The following is a 15295-nucleotide window of genomic DNA, read 5'->3' on the forward strand; positions in this document are numbered from 1 at the left end:
GAGCCCACGCTCCGGCCGCCCCTCCGTCGTGTGCCCGGCCCCGGGGAAGTCGCCGTGCGGCATCCCCGGGGCCCGGCCTTCGCGCCCGGCCGCGCCGGTCCCGGGCCGCCCGTCCGGCGCCGTCCGTCCCGGGCCGTCCGTCCGGGGTGGCCGTCCCGGGCCGCCGTCACCCCGCCCAGTCGGCGAGCCTGTCGAAGTCCTGCCGGGTCAGGCCGATCCGCTCGTCGATGCGCAGCAGCAGCGCCCTCGCCGGATGCCGCTGCTCCACGTACTCCCGGTCCATCGCCGTGATGTCGTCGTCGATCCACGCGAACTCCCGTGTGCCCGCGTATTCCAGGATGTACTGGGTCTTCCAGAAGGTGCCCCGCGGGGCCCGCCCGTGCATCTGCGGCCAGTCGATGCAGGGCAGCCGCGGCAGGCCCAGGTGCGGGCCTATCCAGTCGTTCGCCTCGTCCTTCCAGGTGGTCGCCCAGACCAGCTCGTACGAGCGCGCCAGGGCGAGCAGCTCCGCGCCGTGGGCGCGGTTCAGCCAGACGCGGAGCGGTTTGCGGCTCTCCGCTTCCGTCCAGCCGGTCGGGCGCATCCGGTGCGTGGAGTACCCCGGCGGGCGGCGCTCGGCCTGGGCCGCGTAGGGGTTCAGCGGGCCGTCCACGTCGATCAGCAGCAAGGGTCTGGGCGTCATCTCGTCAGCTTTCCGTTCGGGGCGCCAGGAGGCACCTGAATTTCGAATGAGACATCCATGTCTCATTCGGGGTATGCTTGTCTCATGGCCATGGACCGTGACCAGGTGCTCCGCGACGCCGCAGCCCTGCTCTCCCGCAAATCGACCGCCACGATGGACGAGGTCGCCCGCGCCGCGGGCATCGGCCGCGCGACCCTCCACCGGCACTTCGCCGGGCGCGACGCCCTCGTACGGGCCCTGGAGGAACTCGGCATCCGCCGGTTCGAAGCGGCCTTCGACACGGCCCGCCTCGACGAGGGGACCGCCGTCGAGGCGCTGCGCCGGCTGGTCGCCGAGGCCGAACGGGACGCCCAGCTGCTGGCCTTCCTCGTCACCGAGAACCAGCTCTTCGAGGGCGACCAGGTCAACGAGGGATGGGCCCGGCTCGACGCCCGCGTCAGCGCGCTCTTCCGGCGCGGCCAGGAGGAGGGCGACATCAGGATCGACCTGAGCCCCGCCTGGCTCACCGAGGCCCTCTACGGCCTCATCGGCACCTGCGCCTGGGCCGTCATGGACGGCCGGGTCGCCGCCAAGGACTTCCAATACATGATCATCGAGCTGTTGCTCGGTGGCGCACGACGGAGCGTGGAGAAATGAGCCGCAACGAACAGCTGACCCGGGAGAAGGGGACGGAGGCGATCAGGGGCACGTCGGGCAGGGGGAGCAGGGGGCGCTGGCTGGCGCTCTCCGTGCTCGTCCTGGCCGTCCTGCTGGTCGCGGTGGACGCCACCGTACTCGGTCTCGCCACACCCTCCCTCAGCGAGGACCTCAAGCCGTCCGGCACCCAGCTGCTGTGGATCGGCGACATCTACTCGTTCGTCATCGCCGGCCTGCTCGTCTCCATGGGCTCCCTCGGTGACCGCATCGGCCGCAAGAAGCTGCTCCTGGTCGGCGCGACCGCCTTCGGTGCCGTCTCCGTCCTCAACGCCTACGCCACCACCCCCGAGATGATGATCGTGGCCCGGGCCCTGCTCGGCGTGGCCGGCGCGACGCTGATGCCGTCGACCCTCGCGCTGATCCGGAACATATTCCACAACGCCAAGGAGCGCAGCCTCGCCATCGGCATCTGGGGCGCCACCGCCTCGGCCGGCGCGGCCATCGGACCCGTCGTCGGCGGAGCCCTGCTCCAGCACTTCTGGTGGGGTTCGGTCTTCCTCATCAACCTGCCCGTCATGATCGCCCTGGTCCTCGTCGGCATCAAGCTGCTGCCCGAGTCCAAGAACCCGGTCGCCGGCCCCTGGGACCTGGTCAGCGTCGCCCTCTCGCTGGTCGGTGTCATCGGCGTCGTCTACGCCGTCAAGGAAGTCGCCACCCACGGCGTGACCTGGGGCGTCGGCGCCGCCGCGGCCCTCGGCGCCGCATGCCTGTACGCCTTCGTCCGCCGCCAGTTCAGCCTGCCGTCGCCGCTGCTCGACATGCGGCTGTTCAAGCACCGCGGCTTCTCCGGCGCGGTCCTGGCCGACCTGCTGACCGTCTTCGGCCTGTCCGGCCTCGTCTTCTTCCTCTCCCAGTTCCTCCAGCTCGTCCAGGGGCGCGACCCCCTGGAGGCGGGCCTGGCCGAACTGCCCGCCGCCATCGGCGCGGTGGTCACCGGCCTGGTCGCCGGCCGGTACGCCCGCCGGTACTCGGTACGGTCCATCGTGACCGGCGGCCTCGCGGCCATCGGGCTCGCGCTCGGCGCGCTCACCCTGATCCACAAGGAGAGCGGCTACCCGCTGCTCGGCGCGGCGCTGCTGGTCGTCGGCCTCGGCGCCGGCTTCTCCTTCACCGTCACCGCCGACGTGATCCTCTCCAGCGTCCCCAAGGAGCAGGCCGGTTCGGCCTCGGCCGTCTCCGAGACCGCGTACGAACTCGGCGCGGCCCTCGGCATCGCCCTGCTCGGCTCCATCGTCACCGGCGTCTACCAGGGCTTCACCGCCCCGGCCTCGGTCCCCGGGCCCGTCGCCGACGCCGCGCACGAATCGCTGGGCGGCGCCGTCGAAGCCGCCAAGGCGGTGGACCCGGCGACCGCGCAGACCATGGTCGCCGCCGCCCAGGGCGCCTTCGTGGACGGCCTGCGGTTCGCCTCCGGCGTCGGTGCGGCCGTCCTGCTGGCCACGGCGGTCGCCGCCTGGTTCCTGCTCAGGGGACAGCGGCTCCAGGACGGCGTCACACACTGACGCACCCCCAGGGACGGTCGTCCCGAACGCAGTTGACACCACGTCGGCGTGCGGGACACCATCCCGGCGATGGAGATCACCGAACTGACCCCGGCCGAACGCCGCGTATGCGAAGCCTTTCCGCGCGGCGAGGGCGTCGACTTCCGGGAGGACCCCGACGAGGACGCCTCCGACGGACACTACTGGGGGCCCGAGCGGACCGTCCGCGCCGACGTGATCGCCGCCCTCCTGCTCAGCAACCCCACGCCGTCGGGGCAGGTTCCCGGGGTCAACGTGCGGGGCGTCCGGATCATCGGCAAGCTGGACCTCAAGTACGCGGCCATCGAGCATCCGATCCGGCTCCGCGCCTGCTGGTTCGAGCGCAAGCCGCAGTTGTACGGGGCCCGGCTGCGGGCCCTGGTCCTGACCGATTCGGCGCTGCCCGGACTGACCGCTTCCACCCTCAGCGTGGACATCACGGTGCGGCTGGACTGCTGTCGTGTCACCGGTCCGGTCCGCCTCACCGGCGCGCGGATAGCCGGCGGCCTCTTCCTCCAGGGAACGGTGATCCGTCCCGGTACCCTGCCCGACGAGGACGGCGAGCCCCCGCTCCAGCTCAACCACGCCGAAATAGGCACCGACATCATCGCGGACGAGCTCACCGTCCACGGCCAGCTCCGCCTCAACGGCGCCACCGTCGCCGGCCTGATCAGCATGGACCGGGCCAAGCTGATCAACCCCGGCGGGATCGCCCTCCACGCCGAGACGGTCTCCGTCGGCACCGATCTGCGCGGCCACCGGCTGGAAGCCGAGGGGATGGTCAACCTCACCGGTGCCCGGATCCCCGGCCAGCTGATGCTCACCCGCGCACGGCTGGCCAACCGGGACGGAGTGGCCCTGCGCGCCAGCAGCTGCGTGATCGGCGAGTTCTGGCTCCGCAAGTGCCCGCCCATCGAGGGCATCGTCAACCTGCGCCGCACCCAGCTGGACATGCTCTACGCCGAACCCGACACCTGGCCGCCCGTGGTCCGCGCCGACGGGCTCACCTACCGGGTGCTGCACCCGCACCTGCCCGCGGAGCAGCGGCTGCCCGCGCTGGAGCGGGAGGAGTCGGGATACCTCCCCTACGCGTACGAGCAGCTCGGCGCGGCCTACCGCACGGTGGGCGACGAGGCGGGAGCCCGCACCGTACAGCTCGCCAAGCTGCGCCGGCACCGGAGCACCCTGCCCCGGCACGCCAGGGCCTGGGGGCTGCTCCAGGACGCCACCGTCGGCTACGGCTTCCGGCCGCTGCGCGCGGCGGGCTGGCTGGCGGCGCTGCTGCTGACGGGCTCGATCGCGTACGGTCTGCACCCGCCGAGGGAGCTCAAGGCGGGCGAGGCGCCGGAATTCAATCCGGTGTTCTACACGATCGACCTGATGCTGCCGATCGTCGGCTTCGGCCAGGAGGGCGCCTTCGCGCCGAACGGCTGGTACCAGTGGCTGTCGTACGTGCTGATCGTGACCGGCTGGATCCTCGCCACGACGACCGCGGCGGGCGTCAGCCGGTCACTCCAACGGCAGTAGGGGCCGCGGCTACGCGGCCTTCGCCTTGGTGGCGTACATGTCCACGTACTCCTGGCCCGAGAGCCGCATGACCTCGGCCATCACCGAATCGGTGACGGCGCGCAGCACGTACCGGTCGCGGTCCATGCCCTCGTAGCGCGAGAACTCCATCGGCTCGCCGAAGCGGACGGTGACCCGGCCCGGGCGCGGCATGCCCGCGCCGCCCGGCTGGAGCTTGTCGGTGCCGATCATCGCGAACGGGACCACCGGGGCGCCGGTCATCAGGGTCAGGCGGGCGATGCCGGTGCGGCCGCGGTAGAGGCGGCCGTCGGGGGAGCGGGTGCCCTCGGGGTAGATCCCGAAGATCTTGCCCTCCTCCAGGATGCGGCGGCCGGTCATCAGGGCGGCGACGCCGCCGTTGGCGCCGTCACGGTCGACCGGGATCATGCCGGCCCCGGTGAAGAACCAGGCCATGGCGCGGCCCTTGACGCCCTTGCCCGTCACGTACTCGTCCTTGCCGATGAAGTGCACCGTACGGTCGCACACCAGCGGGAGGATCATGGAGTCGATGAAGGTGAGGTGGTTGCCCGCCAGGATCACCGGTCCGGTGCCCGGAATGTTCTCGATGCCCTCCACGCGGGTGCGGAACATCATGCGCATGACCGGCCCGACAGTGGCTTTGATGAGCGATGTACGGAACAACGTGAGCCCTCCGGCATCGAAAAGCGGGTTTCGCACCACACGGCGGTAGTGCAGGTGAGGACGATACTCGCGGGTCAGCTCCGAGTGCACATCGGGTTCACGAGGTGGATACGCAGTGTTGACGCACGTTTCCGCCATGTTCCCCGCAGGCCCACCCCCGCGCCACCGGCCGCTGCCTACGATCGCCACGCCGAATCGGGCCGCGGGAAGCCGGAGACCCCGGGGACCGCCCGGCCCTCACAGACGACAGGAGTGGCACTCATGACGCAGGGTGGGGCAGCACGGCGTACGGTCCTGGGCGCGGCCGTCATGGCGGCGGGCGGCGGCATCGCCGGACTCCCGGCGGGATCCGCCTCGGCCGCGCAGACGGCCGCCCCGGCCGCGGACCCGGCCGAGGCGGCGTACGCGGCCGACGTGCGCCACGGCGGCGGCTACCGGGACCTGCCGGTGCCGCTGGTCATCGGCCACCGCGGGGCCTGCGGCTACCGGCCCGAGCACACCCTCGGCTCGTACGGGCTCGCCCTCGACCTGGGCGCCGACGTCGTCGAGCAGGACCTGGTGCCCACCAAGGACGGCCACCTGGTGTGCCGCCACGAGAACGAGATAGGCGGCACCACCGACGTCGCCGACCACCCCGGGTTCGCCGCCCGCCGTACGACCAAGTCGGTCGACGGGGTCGCGGTCACGGGCTGGTTCACCGAGGACTTCACCCTCGCCGAGCTGAAGACCCTGCGGGCCAAGGAGCGCATCCCCGCGGTCCGCCAGCGCAACACCCTCTACGACGGCCGGTGGGACGTGCCCACGTTCGAGGAGGTGCTGCGCTGGGCCGACCGGGAGGGCAAGCGGCGCGGCAAGCGCATCTGGCTGCACGTCGAGACCAAGCACCCCACCTACTTCCGGGGCCTGGGCCTGGGCCTGGAGGAGCCCCTCGCCAGGCTGCTGCGCCGCTACGGCCGGGACGGGCACAACGCCCCGCTGTTCCTCCAGTCGTTCGAGCCCTCCAGCATCCAGCGGCTGTCCCGGCTGGTCTCCGCGCCCCGCGTGGTGCTGCTGGGCGCCGCGGGCACCCGGCCCTGGGACTTCGAACAGGCCAAGGACCCGCGGACCGTGACGGACCTGGTCAAGCCCGAGGGCCTGAAGTGGATCGCCGGGTTCGCCCAGGGCATCGGCCCCACCATGGACCTCATCCTCCCGCGCGACGCGGCCGGGAAGCTCGGCGCCCCGACCACGCTGGTCAAGGACGCCCACGCCAACGGGCTGGTGCTGCACCCCTACACCGCGCGCAACGAGAACACCTTCCTGCCGGCCGAGTACCGAAAGGGCGCCGACCCGACCGCGTACGGGGACGCCTTCGGCGCGTTCAGGACGTACTTCGAACAGGGCATCGACGGCATCTTCACGGACAACGCGGACACCGGACTGCTCGCGGCCGAGGCCTTCCGCCCGGGTCGCGGCCGGTAGCGGTCGCACGGCCGGCGGGGGCGTCTTTCGGACAGACTCCGCGCACGCCACCTGTCAACAGATAAGCGGAATATCACGTACGGGTGGGCTGTGCCGGGCGGGGAAACCGCGGGGCACGGCCCGCGCGTCCCGCCCGGCATGGACCTGCTGAAGGACTCCGACCTCCTGAACGAACTGGGCCCGCTGCTCTCCGCCGAGGCGGCCGCGGAGGCCCCGGGCACCGGAGTGGAGGCGGCCGACCTGGAACAAGCCGTCTGGGTCAGGCTGCTGGAACACGACCCCGCCCCCGCCGAGCCGGCGCGCTGGCTGCGCCGGGCCGTGCGCGCGGAAGCCCGGCTCGCCCGCCGCCGCGCCCGCCGCGAGATCCCGTACGGCCACCGCCACCACCTCGACGACGGCCCCCGGCCCGGGCGCGTGGGCGCCGGACCCGAAGACGCCCTGCTGCACGGGGAGGAGAACCGGGCCCTCCGATCGGCCGTCGCCCGATTGCCCGGACGGTGCCCGGAGCTGATGGGGGCACTTCTTTCGCCCAGGGACCTCACCTACCGTGAAATCGCAGGAGAGTTGGGTATCTCACAAGGAAGTTTGGGGCCCGTGCGTTCCCGATGCCTGGGATGTCTGCGCAGAATGCTCGCGTCAGAGGTTGCGGCTCCTCGCCTTCGGGGAAGGGAGCGGTAGACCAACGGGCTACCAGGTGAGCGGGAGGCATGCGCACATGGGCATGAGCGTGACCATTTCGGCGGCAGCTGCCGGGGACACTGAGCAGATCCTCAAACTGCAGTACCTGGCGTTCCAGCGCGAGGCCGAGCTGTACGGGAACTACCTCATCCAGCCGCTCACCCAGACCCTGGACTCCCTCAAGGCCGAGCTGGAGTCGGACACGGTGCTCGTGGCCCGGCTCGGCGACGAAGTGGTCGGCACCGTGCGCGGCAGCGTCGACGAGGACGGCACCGGCAAGATCGCCAAGCTCTGCGTCCACCCGCGCCTGCAGGGCCACGGGCTCGGCGCCCGGCTGCTGCGCGCCGTCGAGGAGGCCCTCGCCGGCCACGGCGAGACCACCCGCTTCCGCCTGCACACCGGGCACAAGAGCGAGTCCAACCTGCGTCTCTACCGCAAGGCCGGCTACGTACAGGTCGGCGGCCGCACCGCTTCCGACGGCGTGCGCCTCGTGATCCTGGAGAAGGAGGCCACCGACGCGGCCGACTTCGCGGTCAGCGCCTGAGCCTCAGCGCTTTGCGCGCAGCCAGAGCATCCCGGTGACCGGCAGGATCACCGGGATGAACAGGTAGCCCATTCCGAAGTCCGACCACACGGTGGCGTCCGGGAAGGCCTCCGGGCGCACCAGCGTCCAGGTGCCCACGGCCAGTACGCCGGTCAGCTCGGCGGCGCAGCAGATCCGCGCCGCCCTGCGGGCCGTCTCCCCGCCGCGCACCAGCGAGTACGTGATGAAGGCGTAGACCAGGGCCGCCGCGGCGGACAGCGCGTACGCCAGCGGCGCCCGGTCGAACTCGGTGGAGATCTGGTAGACCGAGCGCGACAGCGCGCCCACCACCATCACCCCGTACAGCCAGACCAGCAGCAGCCCCGGCCCGGAGACCAGCCGCTTGCGTTCGCCCGGCGTGGTGGCGGCCGTCGTGTCAGGCACCGGGGGTCCCCCAGATGTCGTAGAGGCGCACTTCCAGCACGGCGAGGACGACCGCACCCGCGGCCACCGTCACCGAGCCCCACTTGGTGCGCTCGGTCAAAGAGAGCAGTCCGGCGGCCGGGACGGCCGCGAAGGCGCCGATCAGGTAGGCCACGAAGATCACCGAGCCCTCGTCGGCCTTCTCGCCCCGGGCCAGCTGCACCAGCCCGATCACCAGCTGGGCCAGCGCGAGCACGCTCACCACGGCCATGCCGATGAAGTGCCAGTCCTTGGTCGGCTGGTCCCGCCAGGCGGCGAATGCGCACCAGGCGGCGAGGGCGAGTGCGGTCGCGCCGAGGGCGGCCGTCAGGGCGTCGAACATGCAGCGAGGGTATTACGGGCCGAAAGACCCGGTGTCCGCACCCCTGGCCCCGGGCCCGCGACGCGGGACGCGGCGCCCCCGCCCGCCGTCCGCCGAGCCGTGGCCTTGACCACAGCCCGCCCCGCCGAGGGGCTCCCGAGGCCCCGCCCGCACGGGCCGCTGCCGGCGGTGTCCGTGCAGGTCAGCCATGGCGCAACCGCGGTGCCGACGAGGGTCCCGGACGGACCGGGCCTGTCCGCTATGCGACCAGAATCCGTCCGCTATCCGGACAGCTTTGATCGGTGAAGGGATACGTCTGCTTTACTTGGGCCCATGACCACGACGAGCAGCCGCACCCTTGCGACCGAGGCGACCACGACGCCCGGTGCTCGTTGTATGTGTCGAATGTGCGCCTTCTGAGGGCCCCTCTCCTGCGTCTCGCGCCCCGAAGCGAGACCGGCCGAGCCCGTCCGCCCCACCACTGCACAGCAGTAAGGACCGGATCGCTCCCTGCCCCGCGCATGCGTGAGAACCGCCGATAAATCCCGGTTCGCCCCGTATCGCGCCCCAGATGTTTGCCCCGTGCCCGGCACCCGCTGCGCCGCGCACTCGACAGCGACGGAAATCCTGTGATCACCACATCGGGCCTCACGAAGGTCTACCAGTCCCGTGGCCGCGAGGTCACCGCCCTGGACGGCGTCGACCTGCACGTCCGCGAGGGCGAGGTATACGGAGTCATCGGCCAGAGCGGCGCCGGCAAGTCCTCCCTGATCCGCTGCGTGAACCTGCTGGAGCGCCCCACCACCGGCACGGTGACCGTCGACGGCGTCGACCTCACCGCGCTGGCCGGCCGCGGCCGCCGCGCCGGCAAGGAACTCCGCGAGGCCCGCAGCCGCATCGGCATGGTCTTCCAGCACTTCAACCTGCTGTCCTCGCGCACCGTCCAGGGCAACGTCGAACTGCCCCTGGAGATCCTCGGCGTCTCCGGCCGCGAGCGCTCCCGCAAGGCCCTCGAACTCCTCGACCTCGTCGGCCTCGCCGACAAGGCCAAGGCCTACCCCGGCCAGCTCTCCGGCGGCCAGAAGCAGCGCGTCGGCATCGCCCGCGCCCTGGCCGGCGACCCCAAGGTGCTCCTCTCCGACGAGGCCACCAGCGCCCTGGACCCCGAGACCACCCGCTCGATCCTCCAGCTGCTGCGCGACCTCAACCAGCAGCTCGGCCTGACCGTCCTGCTCATCACCCACGAGATGGACGTCGTCAAGACCGTCTGCGACTCGGCCGCCCTGATGAAGCAGGGCCGGATCATCGAGTCCGGCACCGTCGCCGAACTGCTCGCCACCCCCGGCTCCGAACTCGCCGGCGAACTCTTCCCCGTCAGCGGAGCCGCCACCGGCCCCGACCGCACGGTCATCGACGTCACCTTCCACGGCGACGCCGCCACCCAGCCGGTCATCTCCCAGCTGTCGCGGACGTACAACATCGACATCTCGATCCTCGGCGCCGCGATGGACACCGTCGCGGGCCGCCAGATCGGCCGCATGCGCATCGAGCTGCCCGGCCGCTACGAGGACAACGTCGTGCCGGTGGGCTTCCTGCGCGAGCAGGGCCTCCAGGTCGACGTCGTCGACGAGATCGACAACGAGCTGGCCGAACTGGTCAAGGACGGTGCCCGATGACCTGGTCCGAGATGCAGCCCCTGCTCACCCAGGGCACGTACGACACCCTCTACATGGTGTTGTGGTCCACGCTGGTGACCGTCCTCGGCGGACTGCCCATCGGCATCCTCCTCGTCCTCACGGACAAGGGCGGCCTCCTGCAGAACCGGCCGCTCAACAAGGTCCTCGGCGTGATCGTGAACATAGGCCGCTCGCTGCCGTTCATCATCCTGCTGATCGCCCTGATCCCGGTCACCACCGCCGTCGTCGGCACCTTCATCGGCCCCACGGCCATGATCGTCCCGCTCGCCATCGGCGCCATCCCCTTCTTCGCCCGCCTCGTCGAGACGGCCGTCCGCGAGGTGGACCACGGCCTGATCGAGGCCGTCGAGTCCATGGGCGGAGGCGTCCCCACCCTGGTCGGCAAGGTGCTCCTCCCGCAGGCCCTGCCCTCCCTGGTCGCCGCCGTCACCACCACCCTGATCACGCTGATCGGCTACTCCGCCATGGCCGGCGCGGTCGGCGGCGAGGGCCTCGGCTCCAAGGCCATCACCTACGGCTTCCAGCGCTTCGAGACCGGCTTCATGCTCGCCACCGTCGTGGTCCTGATCGCCATCGTCACGGTGATCCAGCTGATCGGCGACGTCGCCGTACGCCTGCTCGCCCGCCGCGGCCGGACCGCCTGAGGCCCCCGGGCCGCACCGGACTTCCCCACCCCCAGAAAGCCCGCACTTGTCGTGCTTGGGCCACCACCCGCAAGAACCGCGCACGACCTGCGCACTTGCACCGCAATGAAAGGCACTCTTCGTGCGTAAGAACATCAAGGCCACCGCCTTCGCCGCCGCCTCCGCCGCGCTCGCCCTCGGCCTCACCGCCTGCGGCAGCTCCTCGGACCCGTCCTCCACCAAGGCCGACGGCGGCAAGGCCGACGAGAGCAAGCCCCTCGTCATCGCGGCCTCCCCTAGCCCGCACGCCGACATCCTCAACTTCGTGAAGGACAAGCTCGCGGCCAAGGAAGGCCTCAAGCTGGAGGTGAAGGAGTTCACGGACTACGTGCTCCCCAACACCGCCACCGAGCAGGGCCAGGTCGACGGCAACTACTTCCAGCACAAGCCGTACCTCGACGACTTCAACAAGAAGAACGGCACCCACATCGTGCCCGTCGTGAACGTGCACCTGGAGCCGCTCGGCCTCTACTCCAAGAAGGTCAAGGCCCTCACCGACATCAAGGCCGGCCAGACCGTCGCCGTCCCCAACGACACCACCAACGAGGGCCGCGCGCTCCAGCTGCTCGCCGCGAACAACCTGATCACCCTCAAGGAAGGCGTCGGCACCGGCGCCAAGCTGTCGGACATCACCGACAAGAAGGGCCTGGAGTTCAAGGAGCTGGAGGCCGCCACGGTCCCGCGCGCCCTGAACGACGTGGACGCCGCGGTCATCAACGGCAACTACGCCCTGGAGGCCAAGCTCTCGCCCGCCAAGGACGCGCTCGTCCTGGAGAAGGCCGAGGGCAACCCGTACGCCAACTTCCTCGCGGTGAAGGCCGGCCACGAGAAGGACCCGCGGATCGAGAAGCTCGCCAAGCTCCTGGGCTCCGACGAGGTCAAGAAGTTCATCGAGGACAAGTACCAGGGCTCGGTCATCCCGGCCTTCGGTGCCCCGCAGGCCTGATCGTCACCGCTGTCCGGCCCCGTACCGCCCGCCGGGCGTGCGGGGCCGAACGCTGCCCGCTTCCGGGCAACCCGGCCGCCACATCCCCCCGTCGATGCTGCATGCTGTGCCTACGGCCCGCACAAAGGTCCAGCAACGGCATGGAGCTGCGCATGACTACCACCTTCCCGGACGTCACCATCAGCACGGACCGGCTGGTGCTGCGCCCCTTCGACGGGGAGGACGTCACCGCGCTCGCCGAGATGATGAACGACGAGCACGTCACCGCCTGGACCTCCGTACCGCACCCCTACACCCACGCCGACGCCCACGCCTGGGCCACCCGGAACTCCCACGCGGAGCGCACCGAGGGCAGGGGGATCGTCTTCGCCGTCGCCGAGTTCCTCACCCAGCGCCTCGTCGGCATCGTGCACCTCCAGAACACCAACTGGCGCACCCTCAGCACCGAGGTCGGTTACGTCACCGCCCCCTGGGCCCGCGGCGAGGGCTACGCCAGCGAGTCCGTGCTCGCCGTCGCCCAATGGCTCTTCCGCGACCAGGGCTTCGAACGCCTCGAACTGCGCACCGCCGCCGACAACACCGCCTCCCAGCAAGTGGCCCAGAAGATCGGCTGCATCAGCGAGGGCGTCCTGCGCAACGCGTGGATGGTGCGCACCCAGAACCCCGACGGCTCCTGGGCGGACACCCGCACCGACCTCATCGTCTGGAGCCTCGTCCCCGAGGACATCGAGGACATCGGCGACGAGCACGGCTACCACGACCACGACGCGTACGGCCGCGACGGCTACGGCCGCGACGGATACGGATACGGCCGCGGAGCACAGGCGGGCGCCGTCGGCGCCGACTGGAGCTGACCCGATGACCGGGTAGTCTCACCGTGCCCGCCCCCGCCGGCGAACCTCCGCCCACCCCCACACCAGGAGACTGACGACGATGGCCGACCGGGTCACGGTGATCGGCTGGGACGGCTCGCCCCTGACCGCGGCCGCCCGGTCCGCGCTCTCCGCCGCCACCCTCGTGGCCGGCGCCGGGCACCACCTCGCACTCCCCGAGGTCCCGCCCACCGCCGAGCGCATCCGCCTGGGCAGCCTCGGCCTCGCCGCCCGCCGCATCGCCGGCCACCGCGGCACCGCCGTCGTCTTCGCCGACGGCGACCCCGGCTTCTTCGGAGCCGTACGCACCCTGCGCGCCCCGGAGCACGGCCTGGAGGTCGAGGTCGTCCCCGCCGTGTCCTCCGTCGCCGCCGCCTTCGCCCGCGCCGGCATGCCCTGGGACGACGCCCAGGTCGTCGTCGCCCACCCCCGCACCCTGCGCCGCGCCGTCAACGTCTGCCGCGCCCACCCCAAGGTCGCCGTCCTCACCTCGCCCGGCGCCGGCCCCGCCGAACTCGCCCTGCTGCTCGGCGGGGTCCACCGCACCTTCGTCATCTGCGAGGAGCTCGGCACCGCCCGGGAACAGGTGACCGTCCTCACCTCCGACCGGGCCGCCGACCACAGCTGGCGCGACCCCAACGTCGTGATCGTCATCGGCGGACAGGCCGCCGCCTCCGCCGCCCCCTCCGCGGCCGCCGAACCGGCATGGCTCCTCGGCCAGAGCCCCGCCCAGAGCGGCCCCCGCGGCTGGGCCCGCCCCGGGCCGGACGCCGGCGAAGGGGAGTCGGCGCCGCTGCGCGCCGCCCAGCTCGCCCGGCTCGGCCCGCGCACCGGCGACCTCGTCTGGGACATCGGCACCGGCTCCGGAGCCCTCGCGGTGGAGGCCGCCGCGTTCGGCGCGGCCGTCATCGCCGTCGACGCCGACCCGCGGGCCTGCGAGCGGGCAACTGCCGCCGCCCGCGACCGCGGCGTGCAGCTCCAGGTCGTCGCGGGCCGCGCACCGCACGTACTGGAGGACCTCCCCGAACCCGACGTCGTCCGCGTCGGCGGCGGGGGAGCCGAGGTCGCCCGCGCCGTCGCCGACCGCCGCCCCGAACGGATCGTCAGCCACGCCTCCACCCGCGACGAGGCCGAGGCCATCGGCCGGGCGCTCACCGAGGGCGGCTACACCGTCGAGTGCGCGCTCCTCCAGTCCGTCGGCCTGGACACCCGTACGTGGGGTGAACAGGACCGTTCCGTCGTCTTCCTCCTGGCAGCCGAACGCCCCGTGAACCGCTAGCGCGGAGGCCGGGGTAGGCTGTCCGACCGTCGTACCGACCTGGCCGTACTGCCCCGGTTTGACCTGGGGTGACGGCACCGTGGGACGCGCGACGTGGCGCAGTCCACAGCAGACCGCGGCGGTAATGGCCGCCATGGTCGCGAACGGGCGCGACAATGCTTACGGGTTGTCGCGCGGGGTGTACGGGAGACGGACACGCCGCCCGGCAGCCCCGCACGGCAAAGCCGCCCGGCGGCCTCGTGGGGGGCCGGGCGATCGAAGAGGCAACACCGATGGGCGAGGGGTACGCATGACTGACACCGGCCAGGTACCGGGCGAGGGTCTCCCGGACAATGCGGGCATGGTGGATCAGCAGGGCATTCCCGCTCCGGTCCAGCACCAGGCACCCGTCCAGGGCGGCTACGCCTTCCAGGACCTCGTGGACGACCCGGCCGAGCCGGAGGACGAGGAACTGCTGCTGATGCCGAGCGGCCAGGGCGCGTGGAGCGACCCCCAGGTCGTCCCGCCGGCGCCGGTCTTCCCCGTCGAGACCTCCTACGGCGACGCGCCCTACGCCGAGTACCCCGAGGCGCCGGCCGGCTACGCCGAGCCCGCCTACCCCGGATTCCCCGACGCCGCCTACGCCGACTCCTCGTACAGCGCCGGTGCGCACGAGGCCGGAGGCCGCGACTCCGGCGCGCTCGACCTCGGCGGTCTCGTGGTCCCGCCGCCCGCGGCCGCCCCGCCGGCCGCGCCCGCCGCCCCGGCCGCGGCCCCGCGCCGGCCCCTGCACATGGGCCCGCCCGTGCCCGAGGCCACCGGCGGCGTCGTACGTTCCCTCGCCGACCGGGGTCCGGCCGCCGCTCCGGCGGCGGCGCCCGTCATGCCCGTCGCGGCCGCGGTGAGCGCGCCCGTGGCCCCGCCGGCCCCCGTGGCGCCCGCCGCCGTGGCGCCGGTTCCGGTCCAGGTGGCCGGACCGCCGACCATCGGACCCGAGTACCTGGACGTCCCGCGTCCCGAGGCCGCCGCCGCGCCGGCCGCGCCGCAGCCCGGCGCGATCCCGCCGCAGGCCGGTGCGCCGTGGCCGGCGGAGCCGGTGCCCGTGGCCGCTCCCGAGCCCGCTGCCGCTCCCGAACCGGTGGCCACCGCCGAGCCCGCGGCCACCGCCGCGCCGGGGGCCGCCGCCGAGCCCGCGGCCGCCGCGGAGCCCGGCGTGGCCCCCGGGGCGCCCGGGAGCGCCGAAGCCCCCGCCCCCCCGCAGCCGGAGCCGGTCCCCGACCCCGCCCC

At 72.4% G+C, this 15295-nt stretch carries 15 protein-coding genes and 1 pseudogene; 12 read left to right on the plus strand and 4 right to left on the minus strand.

Features of this window, described 5'->3' with window-relative positions:
- Positions 1–166: 166 nt before the first annotated feature.
- Entirely contained in the window at positions 167–682 is a 516-nt protein-coding gene (locus ACFXA3_RS14790) for an HAD domain-containing protein (RefSeq protein WP_385186811.1), read from the minus strand.
- Between the two features lie 84 nt (positions 683–766).
- Here ACFXA3_RS14790 and ACFXA3_RS14795 point away from each other — a divergent pair, with 84 nt between their 5' ends.
- From ACFXA3_RS14795 to ACFXA3_RS14805, 3 genes are all read left to right on the plus strand, one after another.
- Positions 767–1318 (plus strand): TetR/AcrR family transcriptional regulator, encoded by a 552-nt coding sequence (locus ACFXA3_RS14795; RefSeq protein WP_385186813.1) that lies wholly within the window; start codon positions 767–769, stop codon positions 1316–1318.
- Entirely contained in the window at positions 1315–2880 is a 1566-nt protein-coding gene (locus ACFXA3_RS14800) for an MFS transporter (protein WP_385186815.1), read from the plus strand. The genes ACFXA3_RS14795 and ACFXA3_RS14800 overlap by 4 nt, the downstream gene beginning before the upstream one ends.
- A gap of 69 nt (positions 2881–2949) precedes the next feature.
- Positions 2950–4425: a membrane-associated oxidoreductase gene (locus tag ACFXA3_RS14805; protein ID WP_385186836.1), complete on the plus strand. Its 1476-nt coding sequence runs from the start codon at positions 2950–2952 to the stop codon at positions 4423–4425.
- Between the two features lie 9 nt (positions 4426–4434).
- Here ACFXA3_RS14805 and ACFXA3_RS14810 read toward each other — a convergent pair whose 3' ends face one another.
- Positions 4435–5064: a lysophospholipid acyltransferase family protein gene (locus tag ACFXA3_RS14810; RefSeq protein WP_385186817.1), complete on the minus strand. Its 630-nt coding sequence runs from the start codon at positions 5062–5064 to the stop codon at positions 4435–4437.
- 303 nt (positions 5065–5367) lie between these two features.
- Here ACFXA3_RS14810 and ACFXA3_RS14815 point away from each other — a divergent pair, with 303 nt between their 5' ends.
- The 3 genes from ACFXA3_RS14815 (at position 5368) to ACFXA3_RS14825 (ending at position 7789) form a co-directional block, all read left to right on the plus strand.
- Positions 5368–6567, plus strand: coding sequence for a glycerophosphodiester phosphodiesterase (locus ACFXA3_RS14815; RefSeq protein ID WP_385186819.1), 1200 nt, complete (start codon positions 5368–5370; stop codon positions 6565–6567).
- Positions 6568–6705: 138 nt separating this feature from the next.
- The gene (locus tag ACFXA3_RS14820; RefSeq protein ID WP_385186821.1) at positions 6706–7245 is read left to right on the plus strand and encodes a sigma-70 family RNA polymerase sigma factor; all 540 of its coding nucleotides are present in this window, start codon (positions 6706–6708) and stop codon (positions 7243–7245) included.
- A gap of 37 nt (positions 7246–7282) precedes the next feature.
- On the plus strand, positions 7283–7789 hold the full coding sequence (locus ACFXA3_RS14825) for a GNAT family N-acetyltransferase (RefSeq protein ID WP_054226132.1): 507 nt from the start codon (positions 7283–7285) through the stop codon (positions 7787–7789).
- A 3-nt stretch (positions 7790–7792) separates the two neighbouring features.
- On the opposite strand, the gene ACFXA3_RS14830 is transcribed toward ACFXA3_RS14825, so the two are convergent.
- Positions 7793–8212: a hypothetical protein gene (locus tag ACFXA3_RS14830; protein ID WP_385186823.1), complete on the minus strand. Its 420-nt coding sequence runs from the start codon at positions 8210–8212 to the stop codon at positions 7793–7795.
- Positions 8205–8573 (minus strand): hypothetical protein, encoded by a 369-nt coding sequence (locus ACFXA3_RS14835; RefSeq protein ID WP_385186825.1) that lies wholly within the window; start codon positions 8571–8573, stop codon positions 8205–8207. The genes ACFXA3_RS14830 and ACFXA3_RS14835 overlap by 8 nt, the downstream gene beginning before the upstream one ends.
- Before the next feature lie 608 nt (positions 8574–9181).
- On the opposite strand from ACFXA3_RS14835, the gene ACFXA3_RS14840 reads away from it, so the two are divergent.
- The 6 genes and pseudogenes from ACFXA3_RS14840 to ACFXA3_RS14865 form a co-directional block, all read left to right on the plus strand.
- On the plus strand, positions 9182–10228 hold the full coding sequence (locus ACFXA3_RS14840; protein WP_054226135.1) for an ATP-binding cassette domain-containing protein: 1047 nt from the start codon (positions 9182–9184) through the stop codon (positions 10226–10228).
- Positions 10225–10893, plus strand: coding sequence for a methionine ABC transporter permease (locus ACFXA3_RS14845; protein ID WP_385186828.1), 669 nt, complete (start codon positions 10225–10227; stop codon positions 10891–10893). The genes ACFXA3_RS14840 and ACFXA3_RS14845 overlap by 4 nt, the downstream gene beginning before the upstream one ends.
- A 121-nt stretch (positions 10894–11014) precedes the next feature.
- Complete coding sequence (locus tag ACFXA3_RS14850) at positions 11015–11878, plus strand: MetQ/NlpA family ABC transporter substrate-binding protein (protein WP_385186830.1); 864 nt, start codon at positions 11015–11017, stop codon at positions 11876–11878.
- 152 nt (positions 11879–12030) lie between these two features.
- The gene (locus ACFXA3_RS14855; protein ID WP_385186832.1) at positions 12031–12732 is read left to right on the plus strand and encodes a GNAT family N-acetyltransferase; all 702 of its coding nucleotides are present in this window, start codon (positions 12031–12033) and stop codon (positions 12730–12732) included.
- Between the two features lie 79 nt (positions 12733–12811).
- Positions 12812–14029: a precorrin-6y C5,15-methyltransferase (decarboxylating) subunit CbiE gene (cbiE, locus tag ACFXA3_RS14860; protein WP_385186834.1), complete on the plus strand. Its 1218-nt coding sequence runs from the start codon at positions 12812–12814 to the stop codon at positions 14027–14029.
- Positions 14030–14369: 340 nt separating this feature from the next.
- Positions 14370–15295, plus strand: a pseudogene (locus ACFXA3_RS14865) (hypothetical protein); the annotation flags it as partial.

This window comes from Streptomyces sp. NPDC059456 (genome assembly GCF_042750055.1).
GTDB lineage: Bacteria > Actinomycetota > Actinomycetes > Streptomycetales > Streptomycetaceae > Streptomyces.

Bases quoted from the DNA above. Each gene is read 5' to 3' on its own strand.
- ACFXA3_RS14790 (WP_385186811.1), bottom strand. From the start codon at position 682: ATGACGCCCAGACCCTTGCTGCTGATCGACGTGGACGGCCCGCTGAAC.
- ACFXA3_RS14795 (WP_385186813.1), top strand. From the start codon at position 767: ATGGCCATGGACCGTGACCAGGTGCTCCGCGACGCCGCAGCCCTGCTC.
- ACFXA3_RS14800 (WP_385186815.1), top strand. From the start codon at position 1,315: ATGAGCCGCAACGAACAGCTGACCCGGGAGAAGGGGACGGAGGCGATC.
- ACFXA3_RS14805 (WP_385186836.1), top strand. From the start codon at position 2,950: ATGGAGATCACCGAACTGACCCCGGCCGAACGCCGCGTATGCGAAGCC.
- ACFXA3_RS14810 (WP_385186817.1), bottom strand. From the start codon at position 5,064: ATGCGCATGATGTTCCGCACCCGCGTGGAGGGCATCGAGAACATTCCG.
- ACFXA3_RS14815 (WP_385186819.1), top strand. From the start codon at position 5,368: ATGACGCAGGGTGGGGCAGCACGGCGTACGGTCCTGGGCGCGGCCGTC.
- ACFXA3_RS14820 (WP_385186821.1), top strand. From the start codon at position 6,706: ATGGACCTGCTGAAGGACTCCGACCTCCTGAACGAACTGGGCCCGCTG.
- ACFXA3_RS14825 (WP_054226132.1), top strand. From the start codon at position 7,283: ATGGGCATGAGCGTGACCATTTCGGCGGCAGCTGCCGGGGACACTGAG.
- ACFXA3_RS14835 (WP_385186825.1), bottom strand. From the start codon at position 8,573: ATGTTCGACGCCCTGACGGCCGCCCTCGGCGCGACCGCACTCGCCCTC.
- ACFXA3_RS14845 (WP_385186828.1), top strand. From the start codon at position 10,225: ATGACCTGGTCCGAGATGCAGCCCCTGCTCACCCAGGGCACGTACGAC.
- ACFXA3_RS14855 (WP_385186832.1), top strand. From the start codon at position 12,031: ATGACTACCACCTTCCCGGACGTCACCATCAGCACGGACCGGCTGGTG.
- cbiE (WP_385186834.1), top strand. From the start codon at position 12,812: ATGGCCGACCGGGTCACGGTGATCGGCTGGGACGGCTCGCCCCTGACC.